This window comes from Frankia sp. Cppng1_Ct_nod, assembly GCF_920656135.1.
Taxonomy (GTDB): domain Bacteria; phylum Actinomycetota; class Actinomycetes; order Frankiales; family Frankiaceae; genus Protofrankia; species Protofrankia meridionalis.
This window is the reverse complement of record NZ_CAKKTK010000048.1, coordinates 13930-35433: the sequence shown is the minus strand read 5'-3', so window position 1 is coordinate 35433 and position 21504 is coordinate 13930. Positions and strand designations below refer to the sequence as shown.

The 21504-nt window shown below is 67.2% G+C and carries 14 protein-coding genes; 7 read left to right on the top strand and 7 right to left on the bottom strand.

The annotated features are described in order from the left end of the window. Positions 1-555, bottom strand: a 555-nt coding sequence (mptB, locus tag NBW77_RS14485; RefSeq protein ID WP_250279878.1) for a polyprenol phosphomannose-dependent alpha 1,6 mannosyltransferase MptB, incomplete at its 3' end; no start/stop codon positions are given. Positions 556-707: 152 nt separating this feature from the next. On the opposite strand from mptB, the gene NBW77_RS14480 reads away from it, so the two are divergent. The 7 genes from NBW77_RS14480 (at position 708) to NBW77_RS14450 (ending at position 12697) form a co-directional block, all read left to right on the top strand. Further along, a complete protein-coding gene (locus tag NBW77_RS14480) occupies positions 708-2450 on the top strand; it encodes a hypothetical protein (RefSeq protein ID WP_502799486.1) in 1743 nt (580 codons plus the stop codon). A 313-nt stretch (positions 2451-2763) separates the two neighbouring features. Then, the gene (locus tag NBW77_RS14475) at positions 2764-3459 is read left to right on the top strand and encodes a hypothetical protein (protein ID WP_165486349.1); all 696 of its coding nucleotides are present in this window, start codon (positions 2764-2766) and stop codon (positions 3457-3459) included. After that, entirely contained in the window at positions 3456-5372 is a 1917-nt protein-coding gene (locus tag NBW77_RS14470) for a DUF4407 domain-containing protein (protein WP_165486348.1), read from the top strand. The genes NBW77_RS14475 and NBW77_RS14470 overlap by 4 nt, the downstream gene beginning before the upstream one ends. A 277-nt stretch (positions 5373-5649) precedes the next feature. Next, complete coding sequence (locus tag NBW77_RS14465; RefSeq protein WP_131749314.1) at positions 5650-7704, top strand: hypothetical protein; 2055 nt, start codon at positions 5650-5652, stop codon at positions 7702-7704. Continuing rightward, positions 7704-8792: a hypothetical protein gene (locus NBW77_RS14460; RefSeq protein ID WP_131749312.1), complete on the top strand. Its 1089-nt coding sequence runs from the start codon at positions 7704-7706 to the stop codon at positions 8790-8792. Before NBW77_RS14465 ends, NBW77_RS14460 begins: the two co-directional genes overlap by 1 nt. A gap of 791 nt (positions 8793-9583) precedes the next feature. Further along, positions 9584-12289 (top strand): hypothetical protein, encoded by a 2706-nt coding sequence (locus NBW77_RS14455; RefSeq protein WP_131749310.1) that lies wholly within the window; start codon positions 9584-9586, stop codon positions 12287-12289. 93 nt (positions 12290-12382) lie between these two features. Continuing rightward, positions 12383-12697: a hypothetical protein gene (locus NBW77_RS14450; RefSeq protein WP_131749308.1), complete on the top strand. Its 315-nt coding sequence runs from the start codon at positions 12383-12385 to the stop codon at positions 12695-12697. A 6-nt stretch (positions 12698-12703) separates the two neighbouring features. On the opposite strand, the gene NBW77_RS14445 is transcribed toward NBW77_RS14450, so the two are convergent. The 6 genes from NBW77_RS14445 to NBW77_RS14420 form a co-directional block, all read right to left on the bottom strand. Then, positions 12704-15013 (bottom strand): hypothetical protein, encoded by a 2310-nt coding sequence (locus NBW77_RS14445; protein WP_250279877.1) that lies wholly within the window; start codon positions 15011-15013, stop codon positions 12704-12706. A gap of 53 nt (positions 15014-15066) precedes the next feature. Further along, positions 15067-16116, bottom strand: coding sequence for a hypothetical protein (locus NBW77_RS14440; RefSeq protein ID WP_131749305.1), 1050 nt, complete (start codon positions 16114-16116; stop codon positions 15067-15069). A 342-nt stretch (positions 16117-16458) separates the two neighbouring features. Then, a complete protein-coding gene (locus NBW77_RS14435) occupies positions 16459-17943 on the bottom strand; it encodes a PP2C family protein-serine/threonine phosphatase (protein WP_131749302.1) in 1485 nt (494 codons plus the stop codon). Between the two features lie 381 nt (positions 17944-18324). Further along, complete coding sequence (locus NBW77_RS14430; RefSeq protein WP_131749300.1) at positions 18325-19572, bottom strand: NsdA family TPR-like regulatory protein; 1248 nt, start codon at positions 19570-19572, stop codon at positions 18325-18327. Positions 19573-20653: 1081 nt separating this feature from the next. Next, positions 20654-20977 carry a type II toxin-antitoxin system PemK/MazF family toxin gene (locus tag NBW77_RS14425; protein ID WP_131749289.1) on the bottom strand — a complete coding sequence of 108 codons (324 nt, stop codon included), beginning with the start codon at positions 20975-20977 and terminating at the stop codon, positions 20654-20656. Between the two features lie 53 nt (positions 20978-21030). Beyond that, the gene (locus tag NBW77_RS14420; protein WP_131749287.1) at positions 21031-21333 is read right to left on the bottom strand and encodes a ribbon-helix-helix domain-containing protein; all 303 of its coding nucleotides are present in this window, start codon (positions 21331-21333) and stop codon (positions 21031-21033) included. Positions 21334-21504 lie beyond the last annotated feature (171 nt).

Sequence of the window (21504 nt, the reverse complement as noted above, 5' to 3'; positions counted from 1 at the left end):
GTCGCCGATCGTCGCGGCGGTTTTCTCGACGAACACGGCCGTACCCCCGTAGGGGGCGTGGGTGTCGCGCCATCGTGGGTCGACAGCGAGCACGAACCCGTCCATCCGGGAGCCGAACGTTCGCAGCGCCGATATGCCGTGGGTTGCCGGGTCGAGCCCGTGGCGGGCGAGTTCGCCCTGGCCGGCGTAGGCGTAGACGTCCCGGCTGAACAGCGGCGGGCCGAGCGCGAACGGCAGGCTCCACGCGAGTGAGGTGGCGGCCAGCCGGCGGACGGTTACAGGTGTCGGTCGGGGGGTGAGGCCGGCTTCGGCCGCCGGTGTCGATGCCGCGCGGACGACCGTACGGATGAGCGCGCACCAGCATAGACACAGCGTGATGACGGCGAGAGCGGCGATCGCCGCCAGCCGGCCCCGGGTAGCGTCAGGTGGTACGTCGGATGGGAGAATCCCCCACCAGGATGAGGGATTCAGCGTGTCCGGGTTACGTGGTCCAAGTCGGGCTTCGGCGAGGACGGCGGTGACCGACGCAAGGGTACCTACCAACGTCGGCCACATCGTGTGGGCGTGAACCGGGCACAACCATGGGAAGAACCGCGGGCGGAGTCCTTGTTTTCGCCCGCCGAAGCCGTCGCCGGGGGTCCGGACCGGCGCTGACCGGGTATTTCCGGTCAGCGGGTTCGCGGATGTCGGGCACAGGGAGGTGTCGGGTGGGTCTGCTCGGCACCGGGCTGCACGAAACCGGGCTGCACGAAACCGGGCTGCACGAAACCGGGCTGCACGAAACCGGGCTGCACGAAACCGTGCTGGGTGCACCCGGGCCACCGGCGGTGAGCTCCCTTCCAACAGTCTGTCCAGGGCACCGGAACCCGGCGGTTCGGGCCGTTGTCGTGGGCGTCGCCGTGGTCCGCCGCCGCCCATGGTTGATCACTGCCGTGTTGTGCGGGCTGTCGGTGGCGCTCGGGCTCACCGGCCCGGACACCCCCGCGCAGGAATATCGCGTGTGGTTGTTCAAGCACGGTGGAGCCGTGCTGTGGGACGACCAGTGGTACGGCGGGCACACCGTACCCGGTTACAGCGTGCTCTTCCCGCCGCTCGGGGCGCTGTTCGGGGTCCAGGTTCTCGGCTGCCTCGCATGCGTCGCGTCCACGATGATCGTGACGCGGTTGCTGCGCGGACGGGCCACCACGGCCGGCCACGACCTGGCGCTGGTCTGGTTCGCCGTAGCGACGGTGGCGAACCTCGTCGTCGGGCGGATGCCCTTCGCCCTCGGGATGGCCTTCGGGGCGTTTGCGCTGCTCGGTGTCCGGGAGCGGCGGACGAAGGCGGCGTGGGTGGGCGCGATCGGGTCGTCGCTGGCCTCGCCACTTGCCGGCGGATTCGTGCTGCTGGTCGGAATGGCCCTGCTCGGGACGCTCGACCGGCGCCGTGTGCTGCCGCTGGTCGGGGCGGCGAGCGGCATCGCCGTCGCAGTGGCGTTCCCCGAGCATGGTGTGCAGCCGTTCCCCGCGATGACGTTCCTGTCCCTGCTCGCGCTCATCACCGCCGGGCTGGTGGTCGTCCCGAGGCGGGAGGTGGCGATCCGCCGAGGTCTGAAGCTGTGGGCCGCGTCCGCTGCCGTCTTCTTCTTCGTGCCGACGCAGATCGGCGGGAACATCGCCCGACCCGCGACCCTGCTCGCGGGTCCGGTCGCGGCGATGTTGCTGGCCAGGCGTCCCCGGGTGCTGTTGGTCGTGGCGATACCGCTGGTCGGCTGGCAGATCGGGCCGGTGCACGGCGCGCTTGCCACCTACGGGGACGCCTCCAGCCAGGCTGGTTACTACAGTGGCCTGCTCAACTATCTTGACCATGGTCCGGTGGCCGCGGGTCGGGTGGAGATCCCGTTCACCCGGGCGCACTGGGAGGCGTTGTTCGTCGCCCCGCACGTCCCACTGGCCCGCGGTTGGGAACGGCAGCTGGACATGAAGTACAACTCGCTGTTCTACGACGACACGCTTGCCGCCGAGACTTACCACAAGTGGCTGCTTGAGCGCGGCGTCCGGTATGTGGCCGTGCCGGATGTGGACCTGGACTCCTCCGCGGTCGTGGAGGCGAAGCTCCTCGATGCCGGGCAGCCCTACCTCGAACTTGCCTGGCGGGACGCCCACTGGAAGGTGTGGCTGGTCACCGACTCGCCGGGTCTTGTGCGGGGGCCCGCGACACTGACCGAGCTCGGGGTCAGCTCACTCGCGGTCGACTTCGCCGGGCCGGGGGTCGCGACCGTTCTCGTGCACTTCACGCCGTACTGGCAGCTCGACGACGGCCATGAGGCGTGCGTGTTCGAGGCGGCGGACGGCTGGACCGGCATCCTCACCGACTCGGCGGGGCAGGTGCGCCTGTCCGCCCGGCTGTCGGTCAGCGGGCTGACCAGGGCCAGCGCCCTGGACTGCCCGACCGACCCCCGCATCCACTGAACCGAAACCCGCAGATCCACCGTTCGCACCATCCCGGACGACCAGTTCCCACCGGAATCATGATAACCGGACAAGTGGCCGGGTATCGGTAGCCGTGAGGCGGGGGCGGGGTACGCTGAACAAAGTGTTGGATCAGGTTGCCGCTGTTCGGTTGCGTGCCGTTGTTCGGTTACGCGATGTTATGGCGGATGTCACCTGACCCGGTACTAGCGCTTCGGGGGGAACGCTGGCCTGGCGGTGTCTCGGCATTGCAGAGGTATTCCGGTCTCCCTCCGGTGTCATCCGTCGGAGGCTCCTGAGGAACCGTGCAGGTATGACCGGAGGCAACATGTTCTCTGCTCCGCATGCGCCCTGGTTCGAGTTCGTCGACGTGGAACCATCCGCTGGTGTTGTCGGCGAGGAAGTCGTCGTGAGGTGGTCGGCACTCCACGCCGACGAGGTGATGGTTGAGGACTACGGCACCTTCCCGCCATCAGGGTCGGTCCCGGTGGCGCTCGAGGTCACTCGATCCCTCCGTCTGATGGCCCGCGGGCCGATCGGCCCCCCGGCCGAGGCGCAGACACGGGTGATGCGTGTGTTCAACCCACCGGTCATCGGTTTTCTGCGGATTCCGCCCCCGCCGGGGGGCCTCAGCGTTTTGTCGCCGTCCGCCCAGCCCGGCGTTCGGGATGAGCTGGCCGAGACCCTGGCCCGCGCCCCACGCGGGCTGCCTCCGTCACCTGGTATGCCGTCACCTGGTAGTCGGGTTGCCGGTGACCGAAGGTGGTTGGGTTTTACCCGGACTGGTGATTTCTCGGCGGGATCGGCGACGATAACGGGTTGGGGAAAGATCAGCCCCCTGCTGGCAGGGGTCGGGCATCCACGGTTTCCGCTGGCCGCGTCGGACATTATCGGGTCGCGCATGGCGGGGCCGGGGATGCCGCGAGGCGGGCGGGATCCCGCCCGGGGTCGGGAAGAAACGTGGGGACGGGCGACCGCCTGGCTTCGTCGGCGGGAGCGCCGGTCGTGAGACGAGTCCTCATCTGGCTGTCCGGGGCGAATCCCGAGATCCTGGCCCGATGCCCCACCGACCAGGCGAAGTACGTCGGTGTCGGCAGCGCGGTGCTGACCACGTCGGCCATGGCCGCGGCGTCCTGCGCGTTCGCCCTGCACATGGGGCTGCATATACCGGTTGCCGGTTGCCTTCTGATCGGGACAGCCTGGGGATTCGCGATCATGGGTCTTGACCGGTGGCTGGTGTCCTCCGTTCAACGCCGGGACCGTTGGTACCAGAACCTGTTGATCGCGTTTCCGCGGCTGGCACTGGCCGTGCTCATCGGCCTGGTCATCTCGACGCCGCTGGTGCTGCGCATCTTCGAGCCGGAGATACAGGCCGAGCTCGTCGACATTCACCGGGAGAGCGCAGACCAGTTCGACCGTGCCATGCAGAACGACGAGCGCGCCAGGCAGATAAACGATCTCAGTGCCCAGCAGACCAGGCTGAAGGCGACAGTCGAGTCCGGTGGCACGGCTCTGGACGTGAGCAAGGATCCCGAGGTGGCCCGTCTACAGCCACAGGTCGATGCCGCAAGAAGCAAGTACAACGATGCGGAGCAGGCTGTGGTCTGTGAGAAGGAAGGCCGGCCCGGGTGCGGCAGCGGTAAGGCCGGCGCCGGCATCGCGTTCAACGAGAAGGTCGCGATCCGGGACAACGCCAAGGCCGATCTCGACAATCTTCAGCGGCAGCTGGACGATGCCGTCAGGACGGCGAGCGCGAACCAGAGCGCTTCCCGTGCGTCCACCCTGGCGAATGCCCAGCAGGATCTTGGAGCGGTCACCGCCCAGCTTGACAATCTTGAGAAATCTCGTGCCGCGGACATTGCCGCGTTCAACGCCGAGAACACCGACAACACCGGCATGCTCATCCGCATCGAGGCGCTTGACCGGCTGACAGCCAAGCGTCCTACTCTCGCCACCGCTCATCTACTCCTGCTGCTTTTCATCACATCCATCGAGTGTCTCCCGATCCTCGTCAAGTTTCTGATGTCGCTGGGGCCGCCGACGCTCTACGAACGGGCTGTCGAGATCGACGAGCGGAACCGGCTGCTCGCCGAGGAGGAGCTGAGCCGGCGGCGCCGGGCCACGGAGCTGTTGGACGCGGAGGATGCCTATCTGGAGGCCCAGGTCGGGCGCGAGGCCAAGGACGCGGCGATCGAACGGTTGACCCGAGCGACTGTCCAGACCCAGACCGAGGTTGCCGAGGCGGTGCTAGCCGCATGGCGGGAACGTGAGCTGCGGCGAGTCCAGTCGGATCTCAACAGCTATCTCGTGGCCGGCCCGCAACCGTCTCCGGATATCCGACCCGGTAATGGTTTCGGGGGTGTCGCGCCGCCGTTCCCGAACCGCAACGACTTCCCCACCCGGCCTTTCCCCGATCGACATGTTCCGCCTGTACCCGTACCTGATCAGGAGCTGGTGACCGCCATGCAGCCGCCGCCGGCCGGTGAACCGCCGCGGCACCCATGGGCGGACACTCGGCCGCTGCATTCGGAGGATCTGCTTCCCAGCGACCATGACTCCGAAAATCGCGGCATCGAGGACCTCGATTTCGGCGATTTTGGTCTGGAGGATGAGCCGACGCCCGTTCTTCGGTCCGGTGAGTGGGAGCAGGACCCCTGGTCGCAGCCCACTCGGCCACGGGTGACCACGGAGCTCACCACAGAACAGGCTGAGGCGCCTACGACACCGGCGGCCGGGCGGCCGGGGCGCTGGTCGGCCGACCAGGACCGGCAGGACCGGCAGGACGCAAATGTGCCTCTGGACCCTGACGGGGACGAGCCGACCTGGGTCCCCCGCAAGGGCGGCGGCTTCGGCCCGGCATCAGGCGTCGGCCGTGCGAGCGGGCGGGCGACGGACTCCCCGGACGCAGGAGATTCGAGGTGATCCGCCAGGCGGCGCCCCGGGTCGGCTCGGAGGCCGACCGGGTGCGTCCGGCGGGCGTGGACACCCGCGGGGCCTGGTAGAGCCGCGGTGTCAGCGGACCGTCCACGCTCGCCTGCCCGACCGGACAGGTCGGGCAGGCTTTCCACGCCTTCCGCATCCGCTACGGGAACGGTCGAAGGGCTGTCCGCCGCGGTGCGTCCCGGCGGTGATGCGGTGTTCGTGCCGTGCGGGGCCGACCGCGGTGAGTTGACAACCTTCCTGCCCGCGGATGTGCCCGGTGGCTGACCGCGCGGCTGACCGCGCGGCTGACCGCGCGGCTGACCGCGCGGCTGACTTCGTGGCGAGGCCGATGGAGACCCGTGAAGGACCCACAGCGGCGGGATCGTGCCCGGTCTGCATATTGCCGTTCGAGGATGCGCGGGTTTGTGCCGGCTGCGGGTGGTGGTTGCGTGGCGGTTACGTCCTCGGTGAGATCACCGCCGAGCTGGAGCGGGCATTTCGTGAACGGCTGGCGACGGCGCGTCGTCGGTTCGACCTGCGGGCTGTCGTTCGGGTCGTCGAAGCGGTGGGTAGTGGTGACCCTGGCGTGGCCGACCGGTTGGTGGGTCTGGTCCGCGGGGGCGCTCCCGCTCCCGGCGAGTTCGACATGGCCCGAGCCGAGGTGCTGGCGGGTCCGCCAGGTTCTGGCCCGGTGGATTCCGGACTGTCCATGGCGCCGGTTTCCGCGGTCGTCGGTCTGTTGCTGACCCGCATGGTCGCCGGTGAGGTGGAGCGGGCCGCCGTGATCGAGCTGACGTCGGACGCCGTCGCGGTCACCGGGGTTGGTACCGACGAGCTGGGCGTTCCCTACAGGCTGGGTCCGCCGCGTACATGGAACTGGTCGGACCTGCTCCCGGTCCTGCCGTCTGATCAGGACAGCCAGTGGTTGCGGTTGGCCGGCGGGATCGGGGTCCATGGCGGTGGCCGGGTGAAGCAGGTCATAACGGTGGGACAGGACGGTTGGTCGGCAGCCCTGAGACCGGTACGGGACGCGCTTTCGATGATTGACGCGTCCTGTGCGGTGGTGCTGGTGCGGCAGGTGGCCGGCTGGCCGATGGTGGACGACGGTGTCCGTGCGCTGACCGGTCACCTCGTCCGGCCCGGTGGAGCGGCGGATCATGAGGCTGTTACCGCCGTGACCGACACCCTGGACGAGCTGCTGCGGCTGGCGCCGCTGCGGCACGGTTACGGCCTTGCCCTCGCTGAGGTCGACCGTGTCACCCGGCGGGTGCGTCTGGTGACGCATCCGCTGTTCGGTGCCGACACCATGGTCCCGCCCGGCCCCGGGACGGCACGGGCGGCCGAGGTGACGGTCACGGCACCGCCGACCCGTTCGGACGATCTGACGCTTGCGGTCGTCGCGCCGGTGGAGGATGACCCGCGGCAGTGGCGTCCGGTGGCGCTCGCGCGGTGCACAACACCGCCCGGATCCGCCGTTCACGTCCGGGTCGCGCTCGACGGACCCGGACGGGTGCGGTTCCTGGACCCGCAGGATCTGCGGATCGGCGGGCTCAGCTGGCCGAGAGTAGTGGACAGGGTCCCCGACGAGTTCGGTGCGGATCATGCGGACGTGGTCTTCGTCCTGGAGCTCAGCGGTGCGGACGACGCGGTCACGGCCCGGCTCAGGCTGGTCATGGACCTGCTCGATCTGGTCGAGGCCGAGCATCCGGAGCCCGCGGCCGTCCGGGTCGGTCTGGTCGGCTACGACGACCACGACCTGCTCGACTGGCGGAGGTCGCAGCTTCCGGTCCTGCGGACGGCGCCTGCGGCGGCGATGGCGGATGCGGCAGTGGTGCTTCGCGGTTGGCGTCCGAGTACTCCGCGTCATGACTACGCTGCTCCCGTCGAGGACGCCCTGCATGCCCTGAACGAACTGGCGGGGGTGTCGTGGTGGCGGGACGGTGCCACCCACTACCTGGTCACGATCGGTGCTCGACCGCCGCATCCGCCGCGGCAGCGGGATGACCTCACGGCGCCGTGCCCCGCGCGTCGCGACTGGAGGGCAGAGATGGATCAGTTGATCGCGCAGGTCGGTGTGCGGCGGGTAGCCGTCCGGGGGACGCCTGCGATCGCGATGGCTCGGGCCCGCGGGTCCGCGGCGCAGCGGGCGGATGCCGCATGGCGTCAGCTCGGCGCGGATGCACTGTTCGCCATGGATGACGTGTCCACCCGCGAACTCGCCTCGGCACTCGGACTGCCTGCCGGTTACGGCGAACAGGTGCTGCCGGTGCCCCTTGCCGGTCCGTCCGCCGACAGCCGTGGTACCGCTGGAGCTTGCGGTGGTGCCGGGTGATGAGTATGTCACCCGGAGCGCCTGTACCGGACCGGCCGCGCCACGATGTGCGGATCGGATTGTGGGGGGCGGCGAGCAGCGGGAAGACGACGTATCTGGGCGCACTGAAATTTGCCGCCCAGCAGGCGCGGAGTCAGTGGCGATGGAAGGTCGTGGCCAAGGACCCGGCCGCGCTGTCGGTGCTGGGCGAGCTCGCGAACGTGCTCGCCATCCAGCGTGAGTTCCCGCCGGCTACCTTCGGCAATACCCGGTTGAGCTGGTCCTTCCTTGGCGAGAAGCCGCTTGAGCAGAGTCCGCGGGTGGGGTCGTGGCCGACCCGCGATCGTGGAGGTGGCGGATCCCGGACGACCGCCCGGACAAACCAGATCGAGGTCGCACTCGACCTCCTTGACGTCCCCGGTGGCCTCTTCGACGACAACTTCGCGGGCTACGACGACGATGACGAGGAGGACGAGCTCGATTTCGACGGGCCGTCCACCGGGCCGAGCCGTGGGGTGGTACACGCCGAGGAGCTTGTCGAGCATCTGGTCGCCTGCGACGGGATCATCTACCTGTTCGATCCGATCCGGGACGAGGCGGAGGGCGACGCCTACCGTCATTTCAACCGGATGCTTGATGAGGTTGTGAGCAGGGCATTCGACAGGGGGAAGCTGATCGGAAACCGGTTACCGCACCAGCTCGCGGTCTGCGTCACGAAGTTCGACGACCCCCGGGTGCTCGGACGGGCAGTGGAGCGCCATGAGCTTGAGAAGCTGGGAGCGAAGCCCGGCCAACCGAAGATCAGTTCGGATGTCGCGTTCCGGTACTTCAACATGCTTTGCCATGACCGGCCCGACAGCACCGCGCGGCACGTCCGGGACGGCATCATGTCGACATTCCAGGCGGACCGGGTTCGCTTTTATGCGACTTCCTCGATCGGTTTCTATCTCGGGGTGGACGACCGATTCGATCCCGCCGACTACGCCAACGTCATCAGTGAGGGCGGTCGGCTGCGTATCCGGGCACGACTCCAGCCGATGAACGTCCTCGAACCGTTGGTGAAGATGGCGGCCGAGATCCGCAAGGCCCGGACGGGCAGGCTGGTATGAGCGAAGTTGATTTCGACTGGGCGTGGATCGGCAAGGTTCCTGGGCAGCGGGACGAGTACGGACTGCTACGGTCGGGCAACTCTGGTCGTCTCCGTCCGGCGACGTTGGCCAGGATGGTCAGCCATTTCTCGCCCGGTTCACCCGGTGGGGAGAACCGGGACCGGCCGGAGGCGCTGCCATGGGTCACCTTCACCTTTGCCGCGGCCTCCAACACACGCTATGTGGGGGTCGCGATCCGGGAATGGCCGCGCGATCCGGTGGTCCCGGTGGACGCGACCGGTCGGCCGATCGTCCCGACGCGCTTCTTCTGTCTGCCGCTGGAGGATTTCCAGGAGCATTTCGGTAGCTACTCGGCCCTGTATGAGGCCGTCCGGGGCCTGGACCTGGAGGTTCTCGACCGGGACGGTGGGCTGTTGCGCGTTCCCGTGCATCCACGAGCCGCTGGCACGCGGACCGCGAGGGAACGGCTCGTGACCGAGGAGTGGTTGTTCGCCGCCGCGGCAGCTGCCGCGGCGTTGCTGGACGGGCCGATAGCACTTACTCCTCGCTATCTGTCACCGAGGTACCCGCTTGAGGAGCGGATCGCGTTCCTTGACGCGGTGGCCGCGCTACTCCCCGCGGGCACCCGTGCCACGCTGTCCGCAAGCACATGGGCGGACAACCGGACCAGCCACCAGATCCGGCTTGTGTTCGCGCAGCACCTGCGTGACGGCGGCGAGCTAGACCCGGACAACCCGCCGGGCTCGGGTACCGCGGTCGACCCGGACGGTGCCGGGGCGCGGTACGCCACCTTGCTGTTCCGGCTGTGTGACACATGGGGACCCCCGACCATTCTGGAATGGCTTTCCGTAGATCACAATCCATACAGTTTCAAACAACCCGACGACATCGTCGAGTCCCTTGCCCGGGCGGAGCGAAAGGCGTTGCTCGATCGCATCCACAGGAGGGATCCGGCAGCGGACTCGGGAGCCGTAGACCCAAAAGATCCCGGCGTCGCCGGTGGTGCCCGTTCCGGTATCGGCGCCGATGAGATCGGCGACCATCTGCGCACGGTGCGGCCGTTCGAATATCTGTCAGCAGATCTTCTTACGGTTTTTCTCCTCGATGTTACATTCGGCAATATCGGATTGATCGAGAAACACTGGGTCCCGGCGGCGCTGCCGGCACTCATCGAGCGGTGCCGGCAGCTCGCCGAGGCGGACGTCAACAACCCGCTTCTCATCGGTCTGCTCGGGGTCGCGAGGAACGTCGGTTTCTTCGCCGACGTTGTTGCGGGTTTTCTGACTCCGTGGGAGGGCGCCGGCAGAGTCACCCCGAATGTACATGATCTTGCAATCGACCTCGTACTCGAGAACTGGGCCCGCGCGGACGGGTGGGTGCCGGTAAGGAACCTGCTGGCGGCCGACCGCGAGGCCACCCTTGTCATGATCGAAAAAATGATCGACCGAGATCGGGACGTCGGTCAATTTCGTCGGCAGGATTTGTTAAGTCTGCTGGACTGGCTCGTGGAAGCCAGCCATCCGGCTACCAGAGCGGTTCTACATCCCTTCCGGATAGTGGAGGAACGGGAAGTTTTCCAAGGCCTGGTGGGTGTCAGAGACATCAACAGTCTATCCGGACCCGACGACCGTGCCGTGAAGACCTTGGTGGAACGGGCTGTCGATCTGCATCGGCTCGACCAGATGCTTCCGGTTCTTGGCAACTGGCTGCGGAGCCCCGACCCGCCGTTTGACAGGGTCCGGGCGGACGGGTGGATTACATTTCTGGACAACCTGGACCTTGACCGTCGCCAGGAAAGACTTCTGGGTGAACGTCCAGCAGGGCTCAAACCGAGGCGATCGGTGGTGCGGAGGCTCTCCAGCACGGCTGCCGCGGACATCGATGTCGGGCCGGCCGGCGCCGGCACCTCCGTTGAACTGCCGGTGCGTTGGACGCTCGCGGATCCGGCCGACCACGGAGAGGACGCCGGCATTGCCTGGCTGGCCCACCGGTACGACCCGGGTATGGCGCGGGCCGGTGGTCCCTCGGAAGGTGAGATCTCCTTTTTCGGGAACGGTGCCGGCCGTGTGGCGGTGGTATTGAGTTCTACTACTCATCAGGATGGACAAGGCTCACGTGCGGTCTGCTGCCACACGGCCTATAAGGATTTTGCCGCCCGCGTCGACGTCGGTGTGGCTGCCTTCTGCCGAGCGGCTCTGGAAACAGAGGAAAGCCCGTCCCAGGGCGGCAGGCCGCCGGGCCTCGCCGTGTCAGGTCCCGACGTGGCCATCGCCGAGACGATCGATGCTTTCGGATTCGGCGCGGTCGCGGCGACCGCGGCGCTGCTTATCGACGGCCCGGTGACCATCGTCATCGACGGGCACCGGGCCCAACGACCACCACGGTCATTGCGAATGGCGTTCCTGGATGCGGTGCTCGCGCTTCTTCCCTCCGGAGTCCGAACCTCTTTTACCGCCTGTACCTGGGTGGAAAAAGATATCCATCGGTTTCGTCTTGCTTTTAGCGGGCGCGGGTCCGTGCGCGACCGACACCTGGTACATTGGAACCGTTTTCCGGCTGTTCCGGAAATCGTGTCCGGTTATGCATTCGACTATTATCAACGTCTTCTTCTCCTGCGCAGGAGATTTGCCAACACCCGCCCGATCGTCGATTCACTCGCTGACGCGGATGTGTTAACTGAATCCGGCAGCAACCTGGATCTAGGTTTTTCCGGCCACCGGGTCGCCATAATGACCGGGGTGAACCCGATCATCGCGTTGTTCATGGAACGGTCGGGAAATGGATCGGATAAGTCGAACAAGGATCTGAGAAAGGCTGTGGAGCGGATGTCGGATGCCGCGGCCGGCCGTTCGGGTGAGGTGGGCGATGACGCCGCGGCGCTTTCGATCCTGTTTGCGGACGGAAACCTGAGCCACGTTGAGCAGGTTGCCAGCTATGTCGAACGTCTATGGGAATTCGGTTATCTCGACAATACTATTGTCGCTCTGCTGGAGCGTTCCAGGAAGAATTCTGACCGGGACGCCCGCATCCGAGCCGGAGCGGTTGCAATGGTGCGGAGGCTACGCGTGGAGAACCCGTGGCCGGTTGTTGACCGGGCGATATGCGAGTCGCCGGCTGCGGCGATCGAACTGATGGTGCAGGAGGCTCGGGTCGGCGCGATCGACCGGGTGGGAATGTGGCTGCATCGATTTAATCATGAAAGTAAAATCCCGCGTGAACTCCAGCTGTTCGTCGCGGTTCACGACGACCGTGATTCCAATATGGATACTTTTTCCGGTCTGGACAGTCATGGCGAGGATGCGTGGCGTGCGCTTCTGCAGGTGGCCAAGGTCCGGGACCGGGTCAATCAGCGCAAGTGGCTTCCTTTCCTGCTCCACCACTGTGCTGAGCGGTGTCCCGAAGTTGTCGCGGCCTTTCGATTTATCGAGCGGGAGCGTGCTGGAACGGGCGATGCCGGAGCAGACTGTTCCCCGGCTGCTGGTTGGAAAATTACGTGAGTCGTGGGCTCGGACATGCCGACCTCGACGTCGGATCGGTTTTCATCAGGATCTCCGTCGCCGAGGGTGCACTGCCGAGGGTGCACTGCCGAGGTGACCGCCTGCTTCGAGTCGGTTGCGGCGACGATCGAGGAGGCGGTGACGGGCCTGTTGACCCGCCGTGCCGACCTGTTCGACGGCAGCAGCAGCGGTGGTGGCAGCGGTGGTGGTGGCAGCGGTGGTGCTGGTCCGGACGTGTGCGGTGCCGGTATCGATGTGGTCATCGTCGGTGGGCTCGGCGCGTTGCCGCCCGCGCATGCCGCGGTGATGCGGGCCGCGGGCAGAGCCCAGGCCGAACGTGAGTATGCACTGCGCGCAAGCCGGTCCGTCCGTTTCCCCGGGAACGATCTCCCCGGGAACGATAGCTGATCCAGCCTACTCTCGGCCGGTGCGCCGGCCGAAGAACCTCGTCTGGTCGGTCACCGTGCCCAGGCGAGGGAACCGACGGTCGTTCTTCCCGGGATCGTCCGGCTGGTTCAGATGCGGGTGCCTGCGGGCGATCCGGGTTCGCCAGGCGGTGGCTTCGGTGAGGTCGGCAAGGTCCGGCCGGCTGGTCAGGAAGTCGGCAACGGTTCGTGCGACCTGTTCGGCAGGCTTGTCGTCGGTGAGTTCAGGCACAGTGACGGCTTCATACAGAAGCCGCAGGAGCATGGCGGCGGCTGTCGGCCCGGTGGGCCAGGGCTGCGCGGCGACATGTGCCGCCAGTTGTGTCAGGACCAGGCCAGGCAGGCCGCCGGCCCGCGGGCTCGCGCACAGTTGCCTGAACCGGGCGTCGAACATTTCGACATAGCGGTCGCCGTTCCCGGACGTCCCGGTCACCCGATGGGCCAGCGGGGCCCGCGGTTGTGCGCCGAACGTCAGCAGCAGCAGATCGATGGCTGCCTCGACCGGTAGCCGTGCGGCCTTGTCGGGCTGCGGGTCGGAGCTGCTCAGTTCATCGATCCACACCGTGGTTCTGCGGCCTCGGATGATCTGTGGTGCCGTGTCGAGCAGCCAGTCCAGGACTGGCGGCAACAGGGCTGCCGCGGGTTTCGGACCGGCCTGGCGGGCGAGCCGGAGCAGGGCGAGGACGTACGGCTCCCCGAGCTTTCCGACCGTGGTGACGGTCGCACGGGTCGGCTCGCCATTGAGCACGTTACGGAACGGACGTAACCTGTTCCGTAACGGGCGGGAGGTTTCCAGCCACTCCAACCAGTCCCGAGCCGTGCTAGCACCGTTCGCGAAGGGTTCGGTGGCCTGCCGGATTATCTCGTAGGCCAGTCGTACGGGTGCATGTGAGGTGAGCACGGCCAGGGTCTCCCGGTCGGTGATCGCGGTCGACCGTCCGGCGAGTAGCCTTCCTCGCTGCGGTTGGCGCAGCAGGAGAGCCGCGGCCTCGCGGCACCGTTGGTCCGTGGACGCCCGCGGATCGACCGGATGCCCACCACGCGGGGCCTCCCGCTGGGCTTCGTCGGCGTCCAGCAGCGCCGGTAGCACCTGGTCGGCGAACCCGAGATCGTCGGCGAGGTCGAGGAGGCGCCCTACCGCCGCCGGGTCCGGCAGATGCACCCACAGCAGGTCCTGGCCGGTCGCGGCGACGGCGTGAACCAGCCCCCGCCATTGCTCGTCCGACACCCGGTTCTCCGCGATCCGACGCCGCCACATCCGGGTGACAAGCCCCAGGTCTTGCGGTCCCGCTTCCGCGAGCAGAACCAGCATGGTGTCTGACTGGTCGTCCGGGTCGAGTTCCTCGATGCGATCGGTCTCCAGTAACCAGCGATATTGCTCGATGCTCGCGGTGCCGTCCCGAACGCCCTGGACGGCGTAGAGCATTGGATCCAACCCGGCCAGGCACCGGACGGCATGGCCGGCATCGTTCACCCGGTGCGGAACCGCCGCGGCGGCAAGGTGTTCCACGATCTCGTGGACGCTCCCGGCACGGGTGGCCAGCTCCATCAGCAGTTGGAAGTAGTCGGCGCCTCCACCGTGGAGGGCAGGCAGGTCGTCCGGGCGTTGCCAGTGGACGATGCTGTGCCCCGGGCGGGGGCGGTTGGTGAACGCCAGCCGGATCCTGTGGGCGCTTCCGCCGTCCGCCCAGGTGCTGGTCACGAGCTTCGACCGCTGACCGTAGGGGAGCAGCGCGGCCACCGCATCGAGGAACCGCAGCCGCTCCGCCGCCTGTTCGCCGGGGGTATCGGCCGGGGCACCGATGACGGCCACCGGACCCGACAGCAGCAGTGCGGCAGTGGTTGCGACCAGCCTCAGGCCGAACTGCCCGATGGACGCTGTGACATCGTCGGGATCAAAACGGGTGAGGGTGATGGATGCGGGCGGGCCGCCGTCAGAGCGCTCGGCAACCTTGGCCTCGCGGACGGCCGCGTACAGCGCGGCATAGGAAACCGGAGCGGTTGCCAGGTCGGCGAAGGGCAGGCACAGGTAGCTGGTGACGGCGATCGGCCGCCGGGCACCGTCCACCTGGCCGGACCAGGTGCGTACGGCGATCCCGAGCATCGGTCCCGCACTGTGGGGCGCGTAGCTCACGGTCACCCACGGCAGGGCATCGCGCACCGGCTCCTCGATCGAACGAGGCGGTGGGGTGCCCGGGGTGAACCGCCGGAGGATCTCCTCGAAGCCGGACCGGGGGAAGAACTCCCCACCTGATCGCAGCACCGTGTACTCGTTGTTGCTGCCCGGTTCCTTGCCCATCAGCGCCCACCCGGCCGACACGGGGAGGCTCGGGCCACCCGCAGCCGGGTTTGTCACGGTAGGGGGACGGACTGGCGGATTTGCTCCTCCAGCCACAGGAACGGCTCCAACACGTTGATGGGCAGTACCTGTCCGCGGATGCGGGCCTCACCGCTGGGGGTCGTCTCGACATTGCTGAAGTCACGCTTTTGGAAGACCCCGCTCGCGCCGACGTAGAAGCCGATGGAAGAGCTCACGAAATAGCCGACCCGGCGGGAACTGAAGTACCTTTCGATACTGCCGTGGACCAGGGCGGCGGAACCGGCGTCCCGGTCACTGCACAGCTTCCGGAAGAACTCTCCGGCGAGGTTCTCCGGGACCTTCGGTGTCATGGCGCGATCGTTCCCCGTCAGGGCGACCCCACAGTGGTGCGCCTTTCGGAAGACGGTTGGGTCATCGAACTTCGTGACGCAGACGGCCAGGTGATGGGGGAGTTTTCCATCCCGTAGCCGTCCCATCTCGTAGGACCGGCTGGTCAGTTGTTCCAGCGTCCGTTGGAAGAAGTCATAGGCGTCCTGTGAACTACGTTCACGGACGGGATCGAAAAGATACACGAGCCCGTCACACCTTGCGAGGTGTTCGAGGAGCTGATCATTGGAGTTCTGTTCGTCGGGCTCGTCGTCGAAGGCGTCCAACCCGTCCTCTTCGGCGAAGACCGACATCTGAGCCAGGCTGGTAGAGCTGTTCGGCACGCTGGCGAACATGCCGCCGCTCACGTCGAACAGCTCTACCTCGAAGACGGTCTGCCCGGGAAGGTCCGTGCGGTTGAGCCAGCGTCGCCAGAACCTGCCGGGGGGGGCGGGGCTGACGAAGCGCCACCGCAGTTCCTGAACGCCCGTGGTCGCGCTCGGGAAGGTGTGGTGCCGGTTCATGAGGCTGGTGTTGAAACTGAGGAAGTCCGAGGCTGCGCTGGTGGCTCCGGCGATGGTCCAGTCGCCGCCGTTCGACTGACTGACAATGGCAATCTGCAGTGCGGCCAGGAAGGTGGTTTTCCCACTTTGCGGAGCGCCCCAGAGACCAATGCGTGCGATGCGCGGCACCGGTTGGCTGGCTGCCGTTGTCACCGGGGTCGTCCCGGATCGGTGTCATGGCCCGCCGAACCCGCATTGGTTGGGTCTGTATAGATGAAAAATGGTCTGATGTTGATAATTGGATACCCCCCACACCGCGATGACTGACGCACCAGGCAGATTTCCCTGACACGACACCGGTACCGCATCGGCTGTACTGGACTATCAGAGTATCGATTGCCTGCCGATGACGACGGTGCGCTGTTCAGTTATCTCGGCTGTACTGGACGATCAGAGTATCGATTGCCTGCCGGACGGGGTCAAGCCGGGCATCCGGTAGTGACCCGGCAGGCGTACCACCGGATGCCCGGCCGCAGGATTCCGGTTACCTGCTGGTTACCTGCCGGTGCTGTCGGTCACCAGATCGCCGACGACGATGGTCGTGTCGTCACGAGCGCCGGCAATCATGGCCGCGTCGACGAGCGCGTCCGCGGCCCGCTCGGGGCTGAGGGTACCGAGTTCCATCAGCAGTCCGTCCAGCTGTTCGGGTGTCATGACCTTTGTGATGCCGTCGCTGGCGAGAACAACCCGGTCGCCGGCCTGAACCGGTTCCTCCAGTAGGTCCAGCTCCACCTCGTCGTTGAGGCCGATCGCGTTCAGTAGCGGCCCGTTCTTGATGGCATGCGGTGTGGTGAGCTGGCGCGGCCGGCCGCGTCCCGGCTGCAACCAGACGGAACTGTCACCGACGTGCGCGACGAAGAGGGTCTCGCCGGTGTCGCGCTGCCGGCCGAGAACGACGACGTCGAGGGTGCAGGCCATGCCAAGCCAGGAGGGTTCTTCGAGCGGCTTCTCCCGCACCGTGCGGTTGGCGCGGTCGAGCGCCCCCCGCAGGCCCTCGCGTGGGTCGGCGGCGTACTGCGGACGGAAGCTCGCGACCGTGGTCACCGCCAGGGTGGAGGCGATCTGTCCGGCAGCTTCGCCACCGACCCCGTCGGCTACCGCCAGCAGGCCGTCGACGACGACAAAGGCGTCCTCGTTGGGACCGCCGCGTTTGCCGCGGCGGGTCCGGCCGGCCGCGGCCAGCCGCAGTGCCGGTGACGTCGAGACGTCCGGTTCGTCCGCGACCAGGGGCGCGAACGGATGCGGAGGCGGGGATGTCGGTTGGTCGAGTGGCATGTGCGTGGTGGGGCTGTCCCATCCGGGGTCGACACTGCCAGGACCGTTCGGGTTTCCGCCGTCGCCCGGGTACCCGCTGCTCATGTGTGTCACTGTTCCCTCATCGACCGCCTGCGTCCACGGACTGTCCGACGGTGAGATGACGGGCGGCGGCCCGAACGGGGGTGGGGTCCAGCCGGTCGAGTCCGAGTCGCGGGTCGTGGCGCGGTGGCCTGCGTCGGCGGGTGGTGGCATCTGGACGGACGGTCCTGTGATGTTGGATCCTCGATGGTCGAATTCGGCGGAGGGGGCCGGGTGCACGTACGTCAGCGCATCGGAGTCCTGCGTCGACCGCGCTGATGACCTCACGTCTGGCTCCTCGCCGTCCAACAGCGCTCTGGCGGGTGCCGTGGCCGGGTGCTGGATCGGCGCGGTGGGGACTGCCGTGGCCTGGCCGCCAGGAATGGATGGCTCCACCGTAGCGGCGGGACTGGTCGCACGGGCGACGGTCGCGCGGGAAACGGAGGTGCGCCGCCGCGTTCCGAGGATGCCCGAGGGTTGACGTCGGCGCTGCCCCGGACGCGTGCGCCCGGAAGGCGTTTGCGAGCGTGGAGGGCCCTCCGGCCCCGAGCGGGATCCGGACGTGTGGCTGGAGACGACGACGAAGACGATCGCGCCGATCAGCAGCACCACTATCAGTGTGATGGGTACCACCGAACTGTCCATGGCCTCCGTCCCCCATGCGCGGGTATTCCGATCACGCTAGCGGACGTCGACGCTGATGTCCGCAGTACCCACTCAATGGCATCAATGCAGATCAGCCGATGGATGTGTCGCGACATCGACACAAACGGTCGACACGGCTCAACCGGCCCTGACGGGCAGTGCCGCAGATGCGTCACGCGGGTGCCGGTTGCTGCGCCATTCCCGCATCGCCCGTCCCGACCGGCATCGTGAACAGCCGGGGATCTCGACCGGGAAGCATCCGGTCAGGGTCCCCGGCCCTGTGATAGGTGCATGCCGCCATGGGCATGTGCGGTCATCGACACATGCCCATCCGTGGGATTCGACGGATCGTGGCAGAGGTTCTCGACGGTTCGCGGACGATCAGACCCGGACCGGCGTCCTGCTCGCGGGACGCAGAACGCTGTGCGCGTGGTCGGCGAGGGCCGCGGCACCGGGATGCCCGGCAATCTCGATTGCGCCACACAGGGTGAGCACGTCAACCCTGGCGTTCTCGGACGAGACGGCGGCGGCGAGGTCGACCGCCTGATAGGCGAGGGCAACGGCCTCATCGACGTCCCCCGCGTCGACCTTGGCCACGCCCAGCCAGACGCTGTGGTGGACCAGGTCCCGTGGGTATGCGGCGGCGTCGAGGTCATCGACGGACCGGTTCAGGTGTCCGACGGCCGCGGTGACGTCGCCGGTGCACAGAAGTGCCTTGCCCGCGTAGTACTCGATGGTCGGGCGGGAGCACCAGTACATGTACTCGGGGTCGCGCGTGGGATCGGACTGTTCGAGCTGCATGAACGCCTCGGCGATCTCGGCCGTCACCGACCGGGCGTCGCCCACCTGCGCGTACGCGAGAGCGAGCGCACCCGCGATCATGGCTTTCTCGGTGGCGGTGAGGGCTGCGCCGGCACCCGTCCGGGCCGCTCGCAGCATGACGACGGCGTCGGACGGGTCGCCGTAGCGCACCGCCTGCTCAGCCATGCAGCGCAAGATGTTGGCGCCGATGGCGGGCCGGTGGGCCTCGTGGGCGGTGCGCAACCCAACCATCCAGAACTGCTGGGCGATCTGGTGGCGCCCGCTGTCGAACGCAGCCCAGCCCGCTAGCCGCGCAAGTTCCGCGGCGACGGCGTACAGCCGCGCGCGGTGGTCCTGGCTGTAGGCGCCGGTGCGCAGCAGCCGGACGATCACTCGAAGTTCCGATACGGCGAGCCCGTGGACGTCCTCGCCGCCGAGGACGTCGTCCATCCGCCGGAGCGAGTCGACGCGATCCTCGAATCCGGCCACCAGAGGGTTACCGACCTGCCGTCCACCCAGTACCGAGATGGGCCGGGCCGGGGCGGCGACGAGCCACTGGTGAACGATCGCGGCCTGCATACCCGCACCGCCGGGAGTGAGGACAGCGGGCTGTTCCACCCGGCTGGTCACCTGCTCCAGCGCGGCGGAAAGCCCACCGGGCGCCCACAGCCGCTGGAGGGTCCATGGAGCGGTGTCGGCAGTCAGAATGGTCGCGTTGTGCACGAAACCGGTGGTGGCGGCGACGGTGGCCGTGCCACGGCGAGGACGCCGCGTCCCGAGTTCCCGGTTCGTCCGTGACCGTCCGAGCAGACTGCTGGGTTCTCTCACGCCCGGCCTCCTCAGCGTATGCGCGCAACTGTCTTCATCCGTCGGGACGACACGTCGAGCGATATTCCAGCTGCCCCGGCAGAGGTGACGCGACGATCGCCAGCCGGTGGTTTTACACATTTTCTGATGAACAGAAAACCATCGGACGACTGCCGCTGGTGCAGCCTACGACAGGCCCGCCGACCGAACAAGCACCACAAGATTGAGAGCCGACCGGCCGTATATCCTCCAGGTGCGCAAGAAACCCAACGGTCGGTCGGATGTTGAGGTTCAACAGGTCAATGGTTGATGTTCTCCAGCCTGTTGGGCACCCATGCCGCGCAGGCTCCGGAGTCGGAGATCCGTGGGATGGGCGCAGGCGATGAGCTGCTGGATCTCCTCTGGGCAGGCCGAGCGGCTCGTTTTGCCTCATCGTGATCGGGCGTCCTGCCATCGGGGCCACAGGGCTCCCTGCGCCGCCGGGAATCCGGTCGGACGGCCGTGCTGACCGTCCTTCGGGACGGTCCCGAAGGACGGTCTCGAAGGGCCGTCTCGAAGGACGGTCTCGAAGGGCCGTCTCGAAGGGCCGTTCGCGTCATCTTGTGACGAGATGGTCAGGAATATGTTCCACGGTTGCGTTTTGGGTGGTGATCGGTATCCCTGGGGACGGGGTCAGGCGGATGATTGATCAGTTGGCAATACGGAGTGCTTTCTGAAAGTCCAGGAATGCGCGCATGTCCGTGACGGTGTGAGTCCGTGGCCGGACCAGCCTCCAGTCGACGGCGGCCATGAACATCCCGTGCGTGTAGATCGGGAAAACCCGGACGGCAATTCCCGGATGCGCCGGATGAAGGCGTCCGTCCGTGCGATCATGCCGGCGAACGACTCGCTCGGGCCATGATGAATCAACCATATTTGCGTGACCACCTTGTCACGATCTCGCAGGCATGGTGCCGGCGAGGGGCTCCTGGCCCTCCGTCCAGAGTCAGGAACCCCTCTGCTTTTCAGACGCTCGTAGGTCTCGTGGGGTTGGCGCCGAAGGCGTACCAACAGATCTGCTGCCCAGAACCGGCGGTTGGAAATGGGGAGCCGCGGGCACCACTCAGACGTCGACCGCGAGCCTGATCGCCGCTGAGAGCCGGCGCAGCAACGCGGGTCCGAGTATCCCGATCTGGGTGACGAGCAGCTCGGACGGGATCGTCATGATGTTGTCGCAGCTGGCGACGCTGTCGACTTTCAGGCCCTCGGCGGGGCCAATCGGGACCTCGCTCGGGATGCCCCGGATCGTGCGGGTCACAGGTACGACGGTGACGTTCGTCAGATACGGCAGCGCGGTATCGCGGGTGATGATGACAACCGGCCGCGCGCCGGCGGGTGGCGGCAGTCGGGCGACCCAGACCGCCCCGCGCCGCGGCGGTGGTTTCACCTGGCCTGCTTCACCTGCTCCTGCCTTGATGTGTCGCGCTTCGGGCCGGGGGGTCAGGATGCCTCTGGCTGGCCCAGGTCGGTCAGGTCGGTCAGGTCGTAGCCACCGTCGTCACCGAGGACGGCGGGCACAAGGCTCGCGGCGGCAAAGGAGAGGGTGCGTTCTTCGGAAGTTCCTGGTTGCTGACCGTACCCGCGCGCGTAGGCCTCGGCGATCACCCGGTCCTCCTCCAGGTGGCGTTGCGTCCGAAGGGCCACCCGGACCGCCTCGGCACGCGAACGGAATCGCCCGGACGACACCATTGTGTCGAGTGCGGCGATCTCGGCGTCGTCCAGCCGTACGGCGATCTGTGGCATGCGAAGAGAATACCTCCTCGGTCTCCATCCTGGTATTCATGTTGCATACCAGGGGATCGGAACGGGTCGAAGCGGATCGGGAAGATCGAATACGGATTCGGCGGTTCGGCGCGCGTTCCGGCGGCAACCAGCCCGCAACGTACGGGGGAACGTTGGGGACCGGCCGTGTGC